Genomic DNA, 20,186 nt, shown 5'->3' on the forward strand with positions numbered 1-20,186 from the left:
GGCGCCGTACAGCGGCTGGCCCGCCGTGGGTACGGAATGCTGCGCCCCGCGCAGGCTTTGGACACGCTCGCCCGACTGATCGGTTCCCCGGCGCCGGCGGTCACGGCGATGCCGCTCGTGCTCGCGGGAACGACCGGTGTCGACGCGCCGGACGTGCTGCTGGATTTCGCCGCGCCCGTCGAAAACGTCGCCGCGGCAATGCCTACCGCCGATCTGTCCGACAGGATGGAGGCTCTCGTGCGGCGCTGCCTGGGCTTGGCCCCCGGTGACGATCTGGATCGTCCGCTGCACGAACTCGGGCTGGACTCGGTGGCGGCGATCGAGGTCCGCGACGAACTGTCGCGCTCCAGCGGTCACCGCCTGCCCGCCACGCTGGCTTTCGAGTACCCCACCCCGCGCGCGGTGGTCGGCCTGCTGGTGCGGCTCGGCTCCGCCGACAAGCCGTCCGCGCCGCCGCCGGTCGAGAGCCGTGGCGATTCCTCCGATCGGACGGCGGCGCGGACGCCCGCGACGTACTCCGCGGGCACTTCGACCGCATCGAACGGAGCCGTAGCTGCTCGACCGCAGGCTGCGAGCAACGATCTCGCCGCGCACACCGACGGGCCGGGCGCCAATGGTGCGTCGATCGCGGTCGATCGCCCGCTCATGAACGACAGTCCGTCCGCACCCCAGCCGAGGACCCGGCACGCTTCGCACACCCCGGCGGCCCCTGCTGCGGCCGACGCCTCGTCCTCCGGCCACCCCACCGGCCCGGTAGGGGATATCGCGATCGTGGGCGTCAGCGGGCGCTACCCGGGTGCGAAGGGTCTCGACGAGTACTGGCGGGTGCTGGTCGAGGGACGCGACTGCGTGACCGAGATCCCGCGTGAGCGCTGGGATCACACCCGCTATTTCGTTCCCGACCGCAACAACCCGTTCACCGCCTACACCAAATGGGGCGGATTCCTGGACGACGTCGACTGCTTCGACCCGCTGTTCTTCGCGATCTCCCCGCGCGAGGCGGAGATCCTGGACCCGCAGGAGCGGCTGTTCTTGCAAACCGCCTGGGCCGCACTGGAAGACGCCGGGCACTCCCGCGCCGATCTGGCGCGCGGTGGCCTGCGCCCGGAACAGGCCGGTGTGTTCGTCGGCGTCATGTGGGGCACCTACCAGATGTTCGGGGCCGAAGAGTCCCGGCTCGGGCGCGGCACGCTGCCCGGATCGACGTTCTGGAGCATCCCCAACCGCGTCTCACACGCCCTGGACTTCCAAGGGCCGAGCATGGCGGTGGACACCGCCTGCTCGTCCTCGCTGACCGCGCTGCACCTGGCCTGCCAGAGCATCCGCACCGGCGAATGCAGGCTGGCGGTGGTCGGCGGCGTCAATCTGTCGCTGCACCCCTACAAATTCGTCGCCCTCAGCCAAGGGCAGTTCGCCTCCACCGACGGCCGCTGCCGCTCCTTCGGCGCGGGCGGCGACGGATATGTGGCCAGCGAGGGTGTCGGCGCGATGGTGCTGCGGCCACTGGCCGACGCCGAAGCCGACGGCGACACCATCTACGGGGTCATCAAGGGTTCGGCGATCAATCACGGCGGCCGCGTCAACGGGTTCACGGTGCCCAATCCCGACGTGCAGGCGGCGGTGATCCGTTCCGCGCTGCGCGCCGGCGGTGTGGATCCGGCGTCGGTGTCCTACATCGAAGCGCACGGCACCGGCACCGCCCTGGGCGATCCGATCGAAATAGCGGGTCTGGCCAAGGTTTTCGCTCATTCGGGAGTGTCCGAACTGCCGATCGGTTCGGTGAAGTCCAATGTCGGCCACCTCGAGGCGGCGGCCGGTGTCGCGGCGCTGACGAAGGTGCTGCTGCAAATGCGCCATCGGACCATCGCGCCGTCCTTGCACGCCACGCCGCCCAACCCGAATATCGACTTCGCGGCCACACCGTTCCGGATCCCGGCCCAGCCGCTGCCCTGGCCCGGCGGCGATCCGGCGCGACCGCGCCGGGCGACGGTGAGTTCGTTCGGCGCGGGCGGGGCGAACGCGAACGTGGTGATCGAAGAGTATGTCGACCGCAGGCCGGAGACCCGGTTCAGCGGCGGGCAGGTCGTCCCGGTCTCCGCACGCGATCGCGAGCGCCTCGCGGAGTACGTGGCCGCACTCGACGGTTACCTCGCCGCACAGCAGCCGAACCTCGCCGATCTGGCCTACACCATGCAGGTGGGCCGTCAGGCGGGCCGCGCTCGCGCCGCGTTCGTCGCACGGGACCTCGACCAGTTGCGCGCCGCCGTCCGCGCGTGGGTCGAGGACGCACCCGGCGCCAGGGCGTGCCGGGAAGCGGGGGAGGACTCCCGGATCGCGCGCTGGCTCGGCGGCGGCGACATCGACTGGGCGACCGTTCGCGACCCCGGACCTCGACGCCGCATTCCCGCGCCCACGTATCCGTTCGCGCGTGAGCGGTATTGGATTCCGGACGTCACGCCTGCGCCCGAGTCCGATTCCGCGCCGACCTGGCAGAGCGCTCCGAACACGGAATCCGTTGCCGCGCCGCAGGTCACGCCGAGTCGGCAGGCCGGAGCGGGCACCGACCCGGTGGCACAGTCCGCAGTCGAGCAGTCCACGTCCGGGTCCGACCTCACGTCGCTGCCACAACCATCAGCGGCGAATCTCGCCCTCGCGCCCCAGCCTGCTCTCGATCCGAGGTATGCGCGCACGCCGGAATCGCCGCAACTCGCGTCAGGGCAATGGTCCGACGCCGCGCTGCCGCCACTTCCGGCGGACCGGTCGGCAGCGGAACCCGGGTCGCCGCAATCCGCGTCGGCCGGGTGGCCCGCACCCGCTCAACAGCATGCGCCGACCCGGCGAGCCGCCTCGCCGGAACGTCGATTGCTGGTTCCGGTCTGGCGGGAAGCTCCGCTGCCCTCCGGTGACCTGCGCGATCGCCGCGCGTTGGTTGTATACGACACGCGCACCCCGCAGCCGCTGATCGAAGCACTCGTCGCCGCGGTGGGCGATCCCGGCCGTCTGGTGCGGCTGTCGGACTTTCCGGGAGCCCTGCACCGTGACGACTTCGGCGCGGGCGCCGCGCTCGGCCGGGAGCTGGCGGCGCGCTATCCCGGCACCGACTGCGTGCTCGACGTGTGTGACCTCGCCCCCGCGCCGGCGGGCCGGCCCACCGGCGACCTCGGCCGGATGGGGCTGTACCAGGGTGTGATCGAGGCGCGCACCGGTTCGCTCGTGCTGGTGCACGTCGCCGCGGGACATCCCGGCGCCGACGGACCGGAGTCGGCGCCGCTGGGCGGTCTGGTCGCGGCGCTCGCCGAGGAGATCCGGGACGTGCGCACCCGCAGCGTCCACGTGGTCGCCGAGCGCGCGGCGGTGTGCGCCGATCCCACCCGATTGCTGGCGATCCTCGGCGCGGAGTGCGGCGAGGACAGCGCCCCGCGGGTGCGGTACCGCAACGGAAGACGCGAAGCCGTCGAACTCGCCGACGCCACGCCACGCGCCGGTCTCGTGGTGGACCCCGCTCGCACCTATGTGGTGACCGGCGGTACCCGTGGGCTCGGCGCGGAGTTCGCGGCGGCGCTGGTCGAACGCGGAGCACGCCGCTTGGCCGTCCTCGGCCACGAAACGCTGCCGCCGGAACCGGACTGGGACCGGGTCGCCGCAGGTACCGGGCCCGTGGCCGACAAGGTGCGGCGGTTGGTCGCGTTGCGCGATCGCGGCGTCGCGGTGCGGACCTACTTCGGCAGCCTCGCCGACGACACGGCGTTGTCCGGCTTCTTCGACCGCGTGCGGCGCGAGCTGGGCCCGATCGCTGGCGTGCTGCACTGCGCGGGCAGCGTGTCGAGCGAGAGCCCGGCGTTCGTGCGCAAGACCGGACCCGCCGTCGCGACCGTGCTCGAACCCAAGCTGGCGGGCACGGCGGTTCTCGCCGACGTACTGGCCGCCGACCGTCCGGATTTCTTCGTGTTGTTCTCGTCGGTGTCGGCGGTGCTGCCCGGTCTGGCGGTGGGCCTGTCGGACTACGCGATGGCCAACGCGCACCTCGACCGCTTCGCCGAAGCGCAGCACGCCCTCGGACGGCCGTATTTCCGGTCGGTCGAATGGCCGTCGTTCCGCGACACCGGATTCGGCGAGGTGACCAGCGCGGCCTATCGGGCCACCGGGCTGCCTGCGCTGAGTGCCGCGGAGGGATTCGAACTGCTGGACGCGGTCCTCGGCCTGCCGGATCCGGTGGTGTTGCCGTATCGAGGTGCCGCACTGCGGCTTTCGACCCGCACGAGCCGTCCCGCGCCGCAGTCTGCCCCGGCGGCGCGGCCCACGGTGGCGAGCGGATCCGCGGCGGCGTACCAGGAACTGTTGCGGATCTTCTCCGACGAGTTGAAGCTCGCCCCGGCCCGCTTCGAGGGCGACAAGCGGTTCGAGGAGTACGGCGCGGACTCGGTGCTGATCGCCTCGGCGGTGCGCCGGATCGAGCAGGTCATCGGCCAGCCCTTCGACCCGGCGCTGGTGCTGGAATTCCCGACGCTGGACGCGCTGGCGGGCCTGTTGACCGAGCAGTACCCGGAACGTTTCGCGGCGGACCCGGCCGCGGATCCGCAGCGGACGCCGAGCGATCCGCCGCCCGCGGAACAACCACGGGAGTCGCGCCGCACCACGGCCGCGTGGGCCGCTGATGCCCGTCGCGGCCGGGCCGCCGAGCCGATCGCCGTGATCGGCATCGGTTGCCGCCTGCCGGGCGGGGACACTCCGGACGCGTTCTGGCGTCTGCTCGCCGCCGGCGCCTCCGGCATCCGCGAAGTGGACCCGGCTCGCTGGGACCCCGCCCGCTTCTACCGCCCGACCGGCGGGCCCGGACTGACCAACAGCAAATGGGGCGGGTTCGTCGACGGCATCGATCTGTTCGATCCGGAGTACTTCGGGGTCACCGACGAACTGGCCTGGCAGATGGACCCGTTGCAGCGGTTGCTGCTCGAGACCTCGGTGCTGGCCACCACCGACGCCGGATACCGGCGCGAGGAACTGGCGGGCAAGCGGGTCGGCGTCTACGCGGGCAGCCGGGCGGCGAACTACTTCCACCGGATACCGGTCCCGGACCGGCACACCGTCATCGGCATCGGCCAGAACTTCATCGCCGCGCGCATCTCCGACTATTTCGACTGGCACGCGGGCAACGTCGTGCTCGACAGCGCGTGTTCGTCGTCGCTGCTGTCGGTGCATCTGGCCTGCCAGGCGCTGCGTGCGGGTGAGGTGGACGCCGCGCTGGCCGGCGGGGTGGAGGTGCTGCTCGACGAGATGCCGTTCGTCACCCTGTCGGCGGCGGGCGTGCTGTCACCGCACGGACGGTGTGCGACGTTCTCCGAGAACGCCGACGGTTTCGTGCCGGGTGAGGGCGCGGCGCTGCTGCTGCTCAAGCGGCTCGACGACGCGCTCGCCGACGGCGATCGGATCTACGCGGTGCTGCGCGGTTCGGCGATCGGCAACGACGGGCACACGATGGGTATCACCACACCGAACATGCGGGCGCAGATCGAGGTGGTCACCGCGGCGCTCGAGGTGGCGGGCATGTCGCCGGACGCGCTGTCGTACCTGGAAGCGCACGGCACCGGCACCATGATCGGCGACCCCATCGAGCTGAAGGGGCTGGCGACCGTGCTGGGCGACCGGTCGCGCGGTCCGGAGCCGTGCGCGGTCGGCAGCGTGAAAACCAATATCGGACATCTGCTTTCCGCGGCGGGCATCGCCGGAGCGGTCAAGACCATCCTGGCCGTGCACCATGCGGCGCTGCCGCCGTCGCTGCACTGCGACAACCTCAATCCGCGTTTCAAGTTCACCGGTTCGCCCTTGCAGGTCAACCGGGAACTGCGCCCGTGGCGGCCTGCCGACGGCAGGCCCCGCGCGGCGGGCGTCAGCTCGTTCGGCTTCGGGGGCACCAATGCCCACCTCGTCGTCGAGCAGGCGCCCGACGGGTACCGGCCGACGCGCCGTCCCCTGGATCCACCCGCATTCCGCAAGAGGAGCTTCATGCTGCCGAGAACGGTTCCCAGCACATCGACGGAGCCCGCGCCGCGGATCGTGGTGCCGATGACGACGAGCGCCCCCGCACCGTCGTTCCTCCGTGTGGAGCCGCTGGTATGAGCGGGATCGACCTGAACAGCTTCGCCACCACCCTGCGGGCCGAGGACCCGGTGGTGCGCGACCACCGGGTGCACGGTGTACGGATCCTGCCGGGCGTGGTGTATCTCGACATGATCCTGCGCGCGGCGATGGCCGCCGGTTACCAGCCCGGCGACCTGACGATCCGGGAAGCGTTGTTCCAGCGTCCGGTCGCCCTCGCCGACGACGGCGCGGCACGCATCGCGTTCCGGGTCGATCGCCCGACCGGCCGGATCGCCATCGACGTACAGCGTTTGGATGCCGCGGGCGTGCCGGTCGGGGCGGTCGAGCCGGTAGCGGAATGCGTTGTCCAGCAGACGGAATCAGCGGACGAGCCGCAAGGAATCGATGTCACCGGATTCCGTGCGGCGCTGGCGCGCGGTATCGCCGAGATGTATGCCCAAAGCGGGAGCCGGGGTATCGAGCATCGCGCGTTCATGCGCGCCACCGGGCATTTCGCCCGCCGAGACGACGTGGTCACCGCGACGCTGGGTCTCGGCACCGAGGCGGCCGCGCATCTCCCCGGTTTCCTGCTGCATCCCACCTTCTTGGACGCCTCCACGATCGTGCCGTTCATCGACCCGCACCGGCTCGGCGTGGACGACGACAGCGCGTTCATCCCGATCTATTTCGGTGACGTGCGCGCCTGGCGGGCCACTCCTGAGGAGGTCTTCGTGCGGGCCTCGCTGCGCGGTGGGCACGGTGGGGATCTGCTCGAAGCCGAGGTGGCGCTCTACGATCCGGACGGGTCACCGGTGGCGCGGTATCGGCTGACGTCCAAGCGTGTGCGTGGCAGCGCCGACATCCAGCGGTTGCTGACCCAGCCGGAGGCGGCGTCCCCGCAGCGACCGGCCGCGCCCACCGCTGCGTCCGCGGCCGTCCCTCTGGGCGACGCGCGTGCGGTGATCACCGCCGACTTGGCCGCGCTCGTCGCGGGCGAACTCGGCGCCGAGCCCGCAGGCATCGCGACGGACGTGGGGTTCTACGAGCTCGGCTTGGATTCCGGTCGCCTGCTGCGGTTGACCGCGGAGCTGGAGGCGCGGGTCGGTGAGCCGCTCTACCCGACGTTGTTGTTCGAGTACCAGACCATCGAGGCGCTCGCCGGGCACCTCTCCGAGATCGTCGGCGCGAACTACCGGCCCGGTGACACCGCCGTCCCCTCGGCAACGCCTGTTCGAATAGATGCTCACCCAACTGAATCAGTTCCGAACGCAACACAATCGAGTACCAGCGCCAAGACATCGGAAGCAGTCGCCACGCCGGTGGTATCCGCCTCGGTCCCAGCCGTGGACGACCTGATCGCCTTCGGATTCGACTGGGAGCCCGACCCCGCCGCGCACCCACGTCGCGAACCGGCCGCTTTGCTCGTCTTCGATACCGCTGACCACCCTTACCCGCACGGCGCGGCCACGGCCGTCCGCGTTCGCCCCGGCAACGAGTTCGTGGCGGGAACAGACCGGTTCGACGTCGACCCGGCGAACCCAGAACACATGGAGCGGCTGGTCGCTCAACTGGCGTCGCGGCGAGTGCGCTTCGACGCCGCGTTGTATCTGTGGCCCGAAGCGGTGACCGACACCGACCCGCAAGGCTTGATCGAACGGGTGTACCTGCCGCTGCGTGATCTGCTGCGTGCCGCCGCGGCGGCGCCCGAACCGCCGATGCGCCGGATACTCGCTCTCACGCCCGCCACACCCGCAGGTGAATCGACCTGCGCGCTCCTGGGCGGTTTGGCGCGCACCCTGCGGCTCGAGCAGCCACAACCGATCCTGCGGGCCGTCCAGCGCGAGCCCGGCGGTGCGATCGAGGACATCGTGGCCACCGAACTCGGCGTCGACGAACGCGACTCAGCCACCGAGATCCGCTATCTCGGCGGGCGACGCCAGATCCGCCGGTCCCGGCTGCTCGCCGACACCACGCCGAGTTCCGGCGACGCGGTGCCGCGCCCGGGGTCGGTTGTCGTGATCACCGGCGGATTCGGCGGAATCGGCCGGCAGCTGGCCCGCCGCCTCGCCACCGAGTGCGGCGCCCGGATGGTGCTGGTATCGCGCCGCCCGCTCGACGCGGCGGCCGCCGCGCTGCTCGCCGAACTCGGCCATCTCGGCGCGGAAGCGGTGCACGTGCGCGCCGACGTGTCGGTCGCCGCGGATGCCGACCGCGTCGCCGCGATCGCCCACGCCACGTTCGGACCCGTCGAGGTGCTGTATCACGGTGCGGGACAACTGCGCGACGGACTGTTGGCGGGCACCGGCCGTGACGACGCGATATCCGTGCTGGCGCCGAAGGTCTACGGCGTCACGCATTTGACGCGGGCGCTGCCGGAGGTCCGCCTGACGGTGTTGTTCTCGTCGGTCTCCGCAGTGCTGGGCAACCCCGGGCAAGCGGATTACGCGGCGGCCAACCGCTATCTGGACGTCTTCGCCGAACAGCGCGATCAGTCCGGAAGCAGAACCATCAGTGTGGGCTGGCCGCTGTGGGCCGAGGGCGGCATGCGTCCACCCGCCGAACAGATCGCCGCGCTGCGGCGGGCCGGTGTGGGACTGCTGCCGACCGCGACCGGCCTGGACCTGCTGGTGTCCTGTGCCACGCTGAACCGCGCGCACTTGGCCACGGTGTGGGGTGAGCCCGAGGCGCTGCGCGCGCGACTGCAACCGGCAGCCGCACGGCCGACCGCCGCCGTCATCGAGCCCTCGCCGGCTGCACATCGCCGGTCCGTCGCGGAGCCCATCGCGATCGTCGGGATCAGCGGTCGCTACCCGGACGCGGAGGACATCGAGGAGTTCTGGCGGAATCTGCGCGACGGACACGACGCGGTCGGTCCCGTCCCCGCCGAACGCTGGTGGCTCACCGCCGCCGGGGACGCGCCCGGCGCGCCCCCGATGATCGGCGGATTCCTCCGTGACGTAGGCGGTTTCGACCCGCAGTTCTTCCGCATCCCGCCCGTCCAGGCGCCGCTGCTGGACCCCCAGGAGCGGCTGTTCCTGCAGCAGGCGTACGCGGCGCTGGAGCACGCAGGCTACCACCACACCGATCCGGCCGTGCGGGATCGCCGCGTCGGCGTGTTCGTGGGCTCCACCTGGAGCGACTACCGATTGCTCGGGGTCGCGGCCGCCCGCGAGGGCGATCCGGTCGCGGTGGCCTCGATCCCGTCGTCCATCGCCAACCGCACCTCCTACACCCTCGGGCTGCGCGGGCCCAGCCTCACCGTGGACACCGCCTGCTCGGCGTCGCTGACCGCGCTGCATCTGGCGCGGCGCAGCCTGCTCGACGGCGAATGCGACGCGGCGCTGGTGGGCGGGGTGAATCTGCTGCTGCACGAGGACAAATTCCGGCTGCTGCACAGCTTGGGCATGATGTCCGACACCGGACGGTGCCGGCCCTTCGCCGCCGCGGCCGACGGTTACGTGCCCGGCGAAGGAGTCGGCGCCTTGTATCTGAAACCGCTGTCGGCCGCCCGCGCCGACGGCGACACCATCCACGGACTGATTCTCGGCAGCGCGGTCAACCACGGTGGCCAGACCTCCGGATACAGCGTGCCGCACCCGGGCGCGCAGGCCGAGGTGATCGGTGAGGCCCTGCGCGCGGCCGGGGTCGACCCCACCGCGATCGACTACCTCGAGGCGCACGGCACGGGGACCCCGCTCGGCGACCCCATCGAAATCGCGGGGCTCGCTGCCGCTTTCGGGAGGTCCCCCGGAGCCGGGCACTCCCGCGCTCTGGGGTCGACGAAGTCGAACATCGGCCACTTGGAAGCGGCCGCCGGTGTCGCGGGCCTGACCCGGGTGCTGTTGCAGATGCGTCACGGCCGGATCGCGCCGACGCTGCACGCCGAACAGGCAAATCCGGCCATCGCGTTCAATTCGGTGCCGTTCCGCCTGCCGCGCGAAGTGCAGGAGTGGCCGCGCCGCACCATCGACGGCGTCGCCGTGGCGCGTCACGCCGGCATCAGCGCGTTCGGCGCGGGCGGCGCCAACGCCCATGTGGTGCTGGCCGAATACCTCGACGACCGCGTTCGCCCGGCCGCCACGGGTGAACCGGAGATCTTCGTGCTGTCGGCGCGCACTCCCGAGCGACTGCGCCGCTACGCCGAGACCATGGCCCGGCACTTCCGCACCCTCGATCCCGCGGATTTCCGCGACGCCGTGCGCACCTTGCAGGTGGGCAGGCCCGCGCTCGCGCATCGTCTGGCGGTCGTCGCGTCCGCACCCGCCGAGGTGGCCGACGCGCTCGACCAGTTCCGCACCGACCAGCTCGGTCCCGTGGTGACCGGCACCGTCGACGCGCAGACCCGGCCGACGCTCTCCGCGCCCACGTCCGACGACCAGGAGCTGGCCCGCCGGTGGGTCGCCGGCGCGGAGTTCGACTGGCGTGGGCGCGGCGGGCCGCTGCGCCGGATCCCGTTGCCCGGCTATCCCTTCGAGCGCACCGATTACTGGATCATCGCACCACCGCGCTCGGGGTTCGACGCCGCGGTGCAGCGGTTCGAGGCGGCCGTCGAGCCCGCGGGCGTCGTGGAGCCCGGCAAGGCCGAACTCGGCCGCTACGCGGCGATGCGGCTGTTCGCCACGCTCGCCGGCATGGGACTCACGCCGGGGGAGTGGACCGCGCGGTCGGTGGACGCGCGCCTGGGCATACGACCCGAGTTCGACCGGCTGCGCACCAGCTGCCTGGACATCCTGCGGCGACACGAGCTGGTGCGCTCGCAGGACGGCCGGATCGTGGTTCCCGGCCCGCCACCCGGGACCGGCGGGATGCGCGCCGACCTGCTCGCGCGCTTCCCGGAAACTCAGCCGTATGTGACATTGCTGGACGCCTGCCTGGCCGCGTATCCGCGCGTCCTACGCGGCGAGCTGTCCGCGACGGAGGTGCTGTTCCCCGGCGGCGACCTCGAACTGGTGGGCGCGATCTACCGTGGCAACGCAGCTTACGATTTCACCAACGGCTTGCTCGCCGGGTTGGTGTCGGCGGTAGCGCAGCCGCCGGGCCCGGCGCGGCCGCTGCGCATCATCGAAATCGGCGCGGGCACCGGCGGTTCCACGCACGCGGTACTCGACGCGCTCACCGAGCGCGCGATCGCGTTCGACTACCACTACACCGACGTGTCGCACAGTTTCGTCGCGCACGGACGACGCACCTTCGGTACGCGCGAGAACCTGCGTTTCACGGTGCTGGACATCGAAGCCGATCCGGTCGCGCAGGGATTCCCCGCGCATGAGGCCGACCTGGTGCTCTGCGCCAACGTCCTGCACGCGACGCGGTCGATCGGCACGACGCTGCGCAACGTCCGGCGGCTGCTGGCGCCCGGCGGCGTGCTCGCGTGCACGGAGGCGACCACCGACCTCGAGGTCCTCGCGCTGACCTTCGGGCTGCTGGAGGGCTGGCACGCCTACCGCGATCCGGAGGCGCGGCTTCCGCACTCGCCGTTGCTGTCCGAGTCCCAATGGAACACAGCGCTGGCCGCAGCGGGTTTCACCGGGATCCGCTCGTGGGGGCCCGGCCTGTCCACGGATCCGGAGCCGAGTTTCCGGCTGCTGGCCGCCGTCAGCGCCTCCGTGCCCGCCGTCGCGCAGTCTCAGCCGACGGTTGCCGCCGCCGCGAAGCTCCAGCCCGCGGCCGCCGCCGAATTGCACGTCGAGCCTGGGCTCGTCTCCGGTGCGCAGTCCCAGCCGACAGTCGCCGCCGATCCGCAGGTCCAACCCACGGTCGCCGCCGAATTGCAGGTCCAGCCCACGGCTGTCTCCGGTGCGCAGTCTCAGCCGACAGTCGCCGTCGATCCGCAGGTCCACCCCGCGCTCGCCGTGGAGTCGGCCCCCGTCGCGCCGCTCCACCCAGCAGACGCCGCCCGACCAGCGGCCGAGACGCGGACCGAACCCACGGTGGTGACCGTACTTTCACAGCCCGGCACTGCCCAGGCGCTCGAGGCCGAGCTCACCGCCATAGTCGCTGACGGACTCGGCGTGGCACGCAGCGAGGTGCGGGTGGATTTGTCGCTTTCGGAGTACGGGGTCGACTCCATACTCGCGGTGAAGATCATCGACCGGGTCAACGCCCGGTACGGCCTGGCGCTACGCCCGACGGTGGTGTTCGACCATCCGTCGGTACGGCTGCTCAGCGCTCGCCTGGCCCAAGAGGGCGCCGAGGCGACGAGCGCATCCGGGGCACCAGCGCGCGCCCGGACAGCGCCCGTCTCGAACCTGCCGACGCCCGGCACCCGAACCGCCGCCGAGCGGCCCAGCGAGAGGTCGGCATCGATGGACGTCGCCATCATCGGCATGTCCGGGCAGTTCCCGGGCGCGGCGAACCTCGACGAGTTCTGGCGCAATCTCGCCGCCGGGCACGACGCGGTGACCGAGATCCCCGCGACGCGCTGGCCGATCGCCGATCACTTCCGGCCGGCGCCGGCCACACCGGGCAAGACCTACTCCAAGTGGGGCGGCTTCCTCGACGGCGTCGAGCAGTTCGATCCGGCGTTCTTCGACCTGGTGCCCGCCGAAGCCGACTACATGGACCCGCAGCAGCGGTTGTTCCTGGAACACAGCTGGCTGGCCCTGGAAGACGCCGCCATCGACCCGAAGTCGTTGCGGCGCAGCCGGTGCGGTGTGTTCGCCGGGTCGCCGGGGTCGGACTACGCCACCCTGCTGCGCAACAGTGGAACGGTCGGGTCTCATCACCTGTTCACCGGCAACAGCCCGGCCATCCTGCCCGCCCGGGTGGCGTATCACCTGGATTTGACCGGTCCGTGTCTCGGGTTGGACACCGCGTGTTCCTCCGCGCTGGTCGCGCTGCACCAAGCCTGCCGCAGCCTCGCTTCGGGCGAGTCGGAACTCGCGCTGGCCGGTGGTGTCGCGGTGTTCGTGACGCCCGAATACCACCTGCTCGCCTCGTCGATGGGCATGCTGTCGCCGCGCGGGCGGTGCGCGAGCTTCGACGCCGACGCCGACGGTTTCGTGATCGCCGAGGGCGTCGGTGTGGTCGTGCTCAAGCCGCTGGCCGCCGCCGAACGCGACGGCGACCCGATCCACGGGGTGATCCGCGGGATCGGCGTCAATCACGACGGCCGCACCAATGGCATCACCGCGCCGAGTGTGCGCTCGCAAACCGAGCTGGAGCTGGCGGTATATCGCGACGGCGGGATCGATCCGTCCACCATCGGCTACGTCGAAACGCACGGCACGGGGACGCGTTTGGGCGATCCGATCGAAATCGAAGCGCTCACCGCCGCCTTCCGCCGCTACACCGGCGCGGTCGGCGCCATCCCGGTGGGATCGGTGAAATCCAATATCGGGCACGCCTCGCACGCCGCGGGCATGGCGAGTCTGTTCAAGGTGCTGCTGGCGATGCGCGCCCGACAGTTGCCGCCGTCGCTGCACGTCGCCGCGGTGAACCCGCTGCTCGGGCTGGCTGATTCACCGTTCTTCGTCAACACCGAACTGCGCGCATGGGACGGTTCACCCCGGCGAGCCGCGATCAGTTCCTTCGGATTCAGCGGCACCAACGCGCACCTGGTGGTCGACGACGCTCCGGCCGTGGCAGCCGCCGGGCCTGCCGCGCCGGGCGCACCGCAGGTCATCGTGCTCTCCGCGCGCAGTACGACCAGCTTGGCCCGGATGGCGCGCTCGCTGCGCAGGTATCTGTCCGCGCATCCGGATGCGGTGCTCGCGGATGTCGCGCGCACGCTGGCGTTCGGGCGCAGCGGCTTCGAGCATCGCCTCGCGGTGGTCGCGGACACGGTGGACGCCGTCGCGGCCCGGCTCGCCGCCTTCGCCGAGGGTGATCGGCCCGCCGGGGTCTTCACCGGCACGATCGACGCCCCCGCCGAGCGAACCGGAGCCACTGTGCTGAACGACCCGGCAGCGGCGGCACAGGCGTGGGTCGAAGGGGTTCAGGTCGAATACGCGGGCTGGACCGATCCCTCCGCGCGCCGTATTCACCTGCCCGGGTATGAGTTCGACCGGGAAAGGTGCTGGGCGCCGGAGGTGGGTGCGTCTTCGTCCACGCGGCCGGCTGCGGTCGGGCGCTCGCGGCAAGGGGTCTCCCAACCGGCCGACAGCGAAGCCCCGGGCCTCGCCGCGATGCGTGCAACGAGCCCGTCGACCGGCGCGGCACCGCGAAAGCTGCGGGCGTCCGACAGCGCCGAGGGAATGCTTCCCGCCCCGCCCATGGCCGAGCCGGTTCTCGATAACATCTCGGCACCCTCGGAGATTGCCGACAATACACTCGCGACGGCTGCTCCGCCCCACGACAGCGTGCTCCGCAACGAAGCCGACCACGCGGCTCACGGATTCACGCCTGATGCCGGATCCACCTCGCCGGGTTCCCTGCCTTTGCGGCAGTCCGCCGAGACCTACCTCAAAGGTCTGCTCGCCGAATACTGCCGACTCGGCCCGCAACGGATCCGCACCCGTATTCCGTTGCAGGACTATGGCATCGACTCGGTCCTCATCAGCAAGATGAACGACCGGCTGGAAACCGATTTCGGCCCGCTGCCCAGCACCCTGTTCTTCGAATACCAGACCGTCCGCGACCTCGCGGGCTATCTCGCCGACGAGCACGCGCCGCGCCTGGCCGCGCTCACCGATTCGAAGCCGGAGACGACCTCATCCGGCGACGTCGTCGCACCCGCGCACACGGCGGCCTCCACCTCCGCGCCCGACAGCGCGGACGACGCCGAGGACATCGCCGTCATCGGCATGGCGGGCAAGTTCCCGATGGCGGGGGACATCGACGAGTTCTGGGCCAACTTGGTCGCCGGCCGCGACTGCATCGTCGAGGTCCCACCGCAACGCTGGGACCACCGCGAATACCTCTCCGACGACCCGGACGAACCCGGCACCACCTACGCGCGCTGGGGCGGATTCCTCGGCGACGTGGACAAGTTCGACGCCCGCTTCTTCGGCATCACCCCCAAGGACGCCGAGGAGATGGACCCGCAGCAACGGCTGTTCCTGGAGACCTCCTGGGCCGCGCTGGAAGACGCGGGTTACTCACCGGATCGCGTGCGCCGCAGCGCCGCCGCACGCGGCCTGCCCGATGCCGGAGTCTTCGCCGGGGTGGGTTACGCCGAATACCAGGCGTTCGTCGGCGTGCCGATCTCGGGATACTTCGCGGTGGCGAACCGGGTCTCCTACCACCTCGGGTTCAACGGCCCCAGTCTCGCGGTGGACACGGCGTGCTCGGCGTCGCTGACCGCGCTGCATCTGGCATGCGAGAGCCTGCGCCGCGGCGAAGCGGCCTACGCCCTGGCCGGCGGGGTGAACGTGTCGATCCACCCCGGCAAATACCTGCTGCTGGGCTACGGCCGCTGGGCATCCACCGACGGCCGCTGCCGATCGTTCGGAGCGGGCGGTGACGGCTACGTGCCGGGCGAGGGGGTGGTCACCCTCGTGCTCAAACCGCTGCGGCATGCCCGCGCCGACGGTGACCGCATCCACGGGGTGATCCGGGGCAGCACGCTCAACCACGGCGGACGCACGAACGGTTTCACCGTCCCCAACCCCGTCGCCCAAGCTGATCTCATCGGCCGGGCGCTGACCGCGGCGCGCGTCGACGCGGGCGACATCGGCTATGTGGAGGCCCACGGCACCGGGACCGCGCTGGGCGATCCCATCGAGATCGCGGCGCTGACCAAGGCGTATCGCCGCTCGACGGCCGAGCGCGGCTACTGCGGCATCGGCTCGGCGAAATCCAGTGTGGGGCATCTGGAGGCAGCGGCGGGCGCGGCGGGCGTGGTCAAGGCGCTGCTACAACTGCGCCACGACACCATCGCACCCAACCTGCACAGCGACCCGCCGAACCCGGGAATCGACTTCGCGGCGACACCGTTCCGCGTCATCGATCGGCCCACGCCGTGGCCGCGCCCCGATGACGGGGGCCCGCGCGTCACCGCCGTCAGCTCGTTCGGCGCGGGCGGATCGAACGCCCACCTGATCCTCACCGACGCCGAGCCCATCGCACCGACCCCAGAGGACGGACGACCGAGGATCGTGGTGCTGTCGGCGCGCGACGCCGACCGGCTCGCGGAACTGGCCGCCCGCACCGCCGACCGGCTGCGCGACCACCCGCTGTCGCTGCCCGACGTGGCGTGGACGCTGGCCGTCGGCCGGGCCGCGTTCGACCATCGCCTCGCGGTGGTGGCCACCTCCACCGCCGAACTGGTCGCCTTGCTCGACAGCACCGCCGATTCCAGCGCGCCCGCACCCGCCGAGGGGCTGCTGGTCTTCCACGGCGTGGCCCGCACCCACCGCGACCTCGACGAACTGCCCGGCGAGTCGGACGCCGAGCGCGCCGAAGTGCGCGCGCTGCTGCGCTCGGGCAACCTGCCGCGGGTGGCCGAGCTGTGGGCCGGCGGATGGACCGTGGACTGGGAACAGGGCTACGAGCAGCCCTTCGGCCGGATCGTCGGCCTGCCCGGTTACCCGTTCGCGCGGCGCAGGTACTGGATCGTGCCCGAGGACTATCGCCGGCGCACGAACCCGACCGCGCAGGTGGTCGCGAAAACGGTCTTCGCGCAGGAGACGGAAGTGCCGCAGGCGCAGCTGCGCAACGGACATACCACCAATGGCAGTGCGCAGCAGGCTATTCCGAGTGAACCGGTCCAGACGCCTGCGGTCGTTTCCCCCGAACCGGCCGGCACCGAGCCGTCCGGCGACGAATCCGACAGCGCGTTGCGCGATCGGCTCGCCGAGCACATCCGCGACATCTTCGCCGATCTGACGAAGACCGACCCGGACGATCTCGATCTCGACGCCGAGTTCGCCGACTTCGGGTTCGACTCGGTGGCCACCGTCCGAATGCTCAACCGCCTGATGAAGCACTACGACGTCAAGATCCCGGCGGAGTCGACCGAGCTGTATCCGACCATCGCGTCGCTGTCGGGCTACCTGGTGGACGAAGGGATCATCACCGGCGCGGCGCAGGAGGGGCCGCGCCCCACCACGGTCGCCGCGGCCACGGCTGCGCAGCAGGACATCCCCGTAGTGACCATGGACGCCCCGATCCCGGTGCGGTCGGTGTTCATCACCGGCGTCACCGGTGTGCTGGGCGGCAAGCTGCTGCACGATCTGCTCACCCGCACCGATGTGCGGGTGACCTGCCTGGTGCGCGGCAAGACCGTGGCCGCGGCCGAGCGCCGGATCAAGCACTTCCTCGGCACCTACGATCCGGAAGCGACCCTGGACGAGGCGTTCGCCGAACGCGTCACCACGGTGCTGGGCGACGTCTCCAGTGAACGACTGGGCCTGGACGAGGTCACCTGGCGGCGCCTGGCCGACGACGTGGACCTGACCATCCACGCCGCGGGCCGCACCACCTTGGTCACCTTCTACGACGCGCTGGCCCCGATCAACGTCGAAGGCACCCGCCGCGCCGTGGAATTCGCGCTCAGTTCGCGCGGCAAGTACCTGCTGTACGTGTCGAGCTTCAGCGCGCTGGGCGACCGGCTCAACTTCAACAACCCGCCGTTCACCGAGCGCGACCTCGAACTGGGCCAGGGTTACGACCATCTGCCCTATCAGCAGACGAAGTACGAGTCGGAGAAACTGATCCGGGCGGCGAGCGAGCGCGGGCTGCTGTGGGACATCGTGCGCCCGGGCAACATCATGGGCGACAGCCGCACCGGCCGTTACCCGTTCTCCGAGGTCAGCGTCAAAGGCGCGTACTACGACATCCTCAAGACGATGATCGAGACCGGCGAGACGATGCTGACGCCGGTGCACTGGGACATCACCCCGGTCGACTACGTCAGCGCCGCGATGGTGCACATCGCCACGCGGCGTCCCACCTATCGCGAGACCTACCACCTGACCAATCCGGACATCCGCCGCTATTACGACGTGGTGCGCTATGTCCAGCGCGCCGGGTACGAGGTGGAGCTGGTGCCGCTCGAGGAATTCCACCGCAGGGCCACCGACCGGCAGATCTACCGGCTGGGCACCGACGACGTCTACGACAGCCAGACCTTGGAGATGTTCAAGTACGGCATCGAGTTGTTCGGCACGATCCACTACGAGGAGAGTTCCTACGCCGACTGCGCCTACACCCGGCGAGTACTCGGCGCGGCGGGCATCGACTGCCCGCCGACCGAGGAACTGGTGCGGACCTACCTCACGCACTGCGCCGAGGTGGGCTACATCCCCGCGCCGCGCGGGGCCGAGCCGACCGCGGAGGTGCTGCGATGAGCGCCGAGTGCACAGTCGTCTTCCCGGGGCAAGGCGCCCAGCGGACCGGGATGGGAGCGGACTTCTGCGCCGAATTCCGCGTCGCACGCGACACGTTCACCGAGGCGAGCGACGCGGTGGGCGAGGACCTGCTGCGGATCTGCACCGAGCGGGATCCGCGACTGCATCGCACGGAGTACACCCAGCCGTGCGTGCTGACGATGGAGATCGCCGCCTATCGAGTGCTGGCAACCGAATTCGACATCAAGGCAGTGGCTTTCGGCGGACACAGTCTCGGCGAGTATGCCGCGCTGGTCGCGGCGGGCGTCTTCGAACTCGCCGACGGGGTCCGGCTCGTGCGCACGCGGGGCGCGCTGATGCAACGCGCGGTGCCGGAGGGCGCGGGTGCGATGGCCGCCCTCATCCTGCCGGGCATCACCGGCGCCGGGGTGGCCGAACTGGTGGCCGAGGCGGGCGCCGAGGTGGCCAACGACAATTCGACCGACCAGCTGGTCATCAGCGGTACGCGCGACGCGATCGCCGCCGCGCGCATCCTGCTCGCCGAACGTCATCCGGATCTGCGGTTCGTTCCGCTGCGGGTGAGCGCGCCGTTCCATTCCCGCTGGATGCGCGGCATCGAGGCCGAATTCGCCGGGCACCTCGCCGACTGCGCGCCGCGCATGCGCGCCGAGCGCGCGGTCGCGGTGACCTCGAACTACACCGGGCAGTTCCACCAGCCCGAAACTCTCGCCGAGCATCTGGTCCGCCAGATCTCCGCGCCGGTGCGCTGGACCGCGAACATGCGCGCACTACTGCGCGCGAGCACACCGCGCTACGAGGTCGGTCCGTCCGCGCCGCTGTCGAAGTTCTTCGCGACGCTGGATGCGCCGGTGTCCCGGATCGCGACGGTCGGTGATCTGCGTGCCCTCCTCGAGGAATCGGCCCCGACCACCACTGGCGCCGCGACTCCTCCGGATTCGGCGGCACCACCGGCCGTCCCCGGACTCGGAAGCATCCCGGCCGACAACGTCGCCGCACCGGTGACACCTCCGGCCACCATCGAACCGGAACCCGCTGCGGTAGTGATCGCTCCGGCTGCGGTCGCAACGTCGGCCGCCCCCGTCGCATCGCACCCGGCCGAGACGGGCGGGCTGACCATCCACCGCAAGACCGCCGGCGCCCCGGCCCTGCGGTTGTTCTGCTGGCCGTTCGCCGGCGGCAAAGCCGCCGCCTACACCCCGTGGCGGCGCAGCCTGCCCGACTGGGTGGAGCTCTGCGTGATCGAACTGCCCGCCCGGCAGCGGCATCTGGCGCAGACACCGATCCGCCGCTTCGCCGACCTCGTCGACGTCGCGCTGGCCCAGGTGCTGCCCCTGACCGAGCTGCCGTTCGCATTCTTCGGCCACAGTCTCGGCGCGCTGACCGCCTACGAAGTCGCCCGCCGTCTGCCCGCGGGCGTCGCGCCGCGCGCGCTGTTCCTCGGCGGCGCGGTGGCCCCGCACCTACCGAGGCCCGGCCGTTTGTCGCAACTGCCGGATCACGAGTTCGCCGCCGCGGTGGGCCATTACGGCGGGATCCCGCCGGAAGTGCGTGAGACGCCGGAGGTGATGGCGCTGTTCCTGCCCGCGCTGCGCAGCGACTTCGAGATCTTCGACGACTACCGTTTCGCCCCCGCCGCCGCCCCGACGTGCCCGGCCCACCTGTTCGGCGGCCGCGACGACCGCCAGGTCGCGGTCACCCAATTGGAGGCATGGCGCGACGTCCTGCCGGGGCTGCGCTCCACCGAGCTGCTGCCCGGCGGCCATTTCTTTCTCGTCGAGCAGCGCGCCGCGCTGCTCGCCTCGCTCGCGGACAAGCTCGCCGCTGTCCGCCCCGACGCGGTATCCGCCTGATGAAGGG

At 71.1% G+C, this 20,186-nt stretch carries 3 protein-coding genes (1 of these 3 cut by a window edge); all 3 read left to right on the plus strand.

The genetic code is table 11. The features are described 5' to 3' along the window. Tightly spaced (each overlapping or abutting the next), the 3 genes in view from QMG86_RS15865 to QMG86_RS15875 form a layout consistent with a single transcriptional unit that may run on beyond the window. Window positions 1–6,117: the final stretch of a type I polyketide synthase gene (locus tag QMG86_RS15865; protein WP_281880424.1), read on the plus strand. 15,357 nt of this gene lie to the left of the window's left edge; only the last 6,117 of its 21,474 coding nucleotides appear in the window; the start codon falls outside the window, past its left edge; it ends in the stop codon at window positions 6,115–6,117. Beyond that, window positions 6,114–18,308 carry a thioester reductase domain-containing protein gene (locus QMG86_RS15870; RefSeq protein ID WP_281880426.1) on the plus strand — a complete coding sequence of 4,065 codons (12,195 nt, stop codon included), beginning with the start codon at window positions 6,114–6,116 and terminating at the stop codon, window positions 18,306–18,308. The genes QMG86_RS15865 and QMG86_RS15870 overlap by 4 nt, the downstream gene beginning before the upstream one ends. Continuing rightward, window positions 18,305–20,179 carry a thioesterase domain-containing protein gene (locus QMG86_RS15875; protein WP_281880428.1) on the plus strand — a complete coding sequence of 625 codons (1,875 nt, stop codon included), beginning with the start codon at window positions 18,305–18,307 and terminating at the stop codon, window positions 20,177–20,179. Before QMG86_RS15870 ends, QMG86_RS15875 begins: the two co-directional genes overlap by 4 nt. Window positions 20,180–20,186 lie beyond the last annotated feature (7 nt).

Origin of the sequence: Nocardia sputorum (assembly GCF_027924405.1) — a bacterium.
GTDB classification, from domain to species: domain Bacteria; phylum Actinomycetota; class Actinomycetes; order Mycobacteriales; family Mycobacteriaceae; genus Nocardia; species Nocardia sputorum.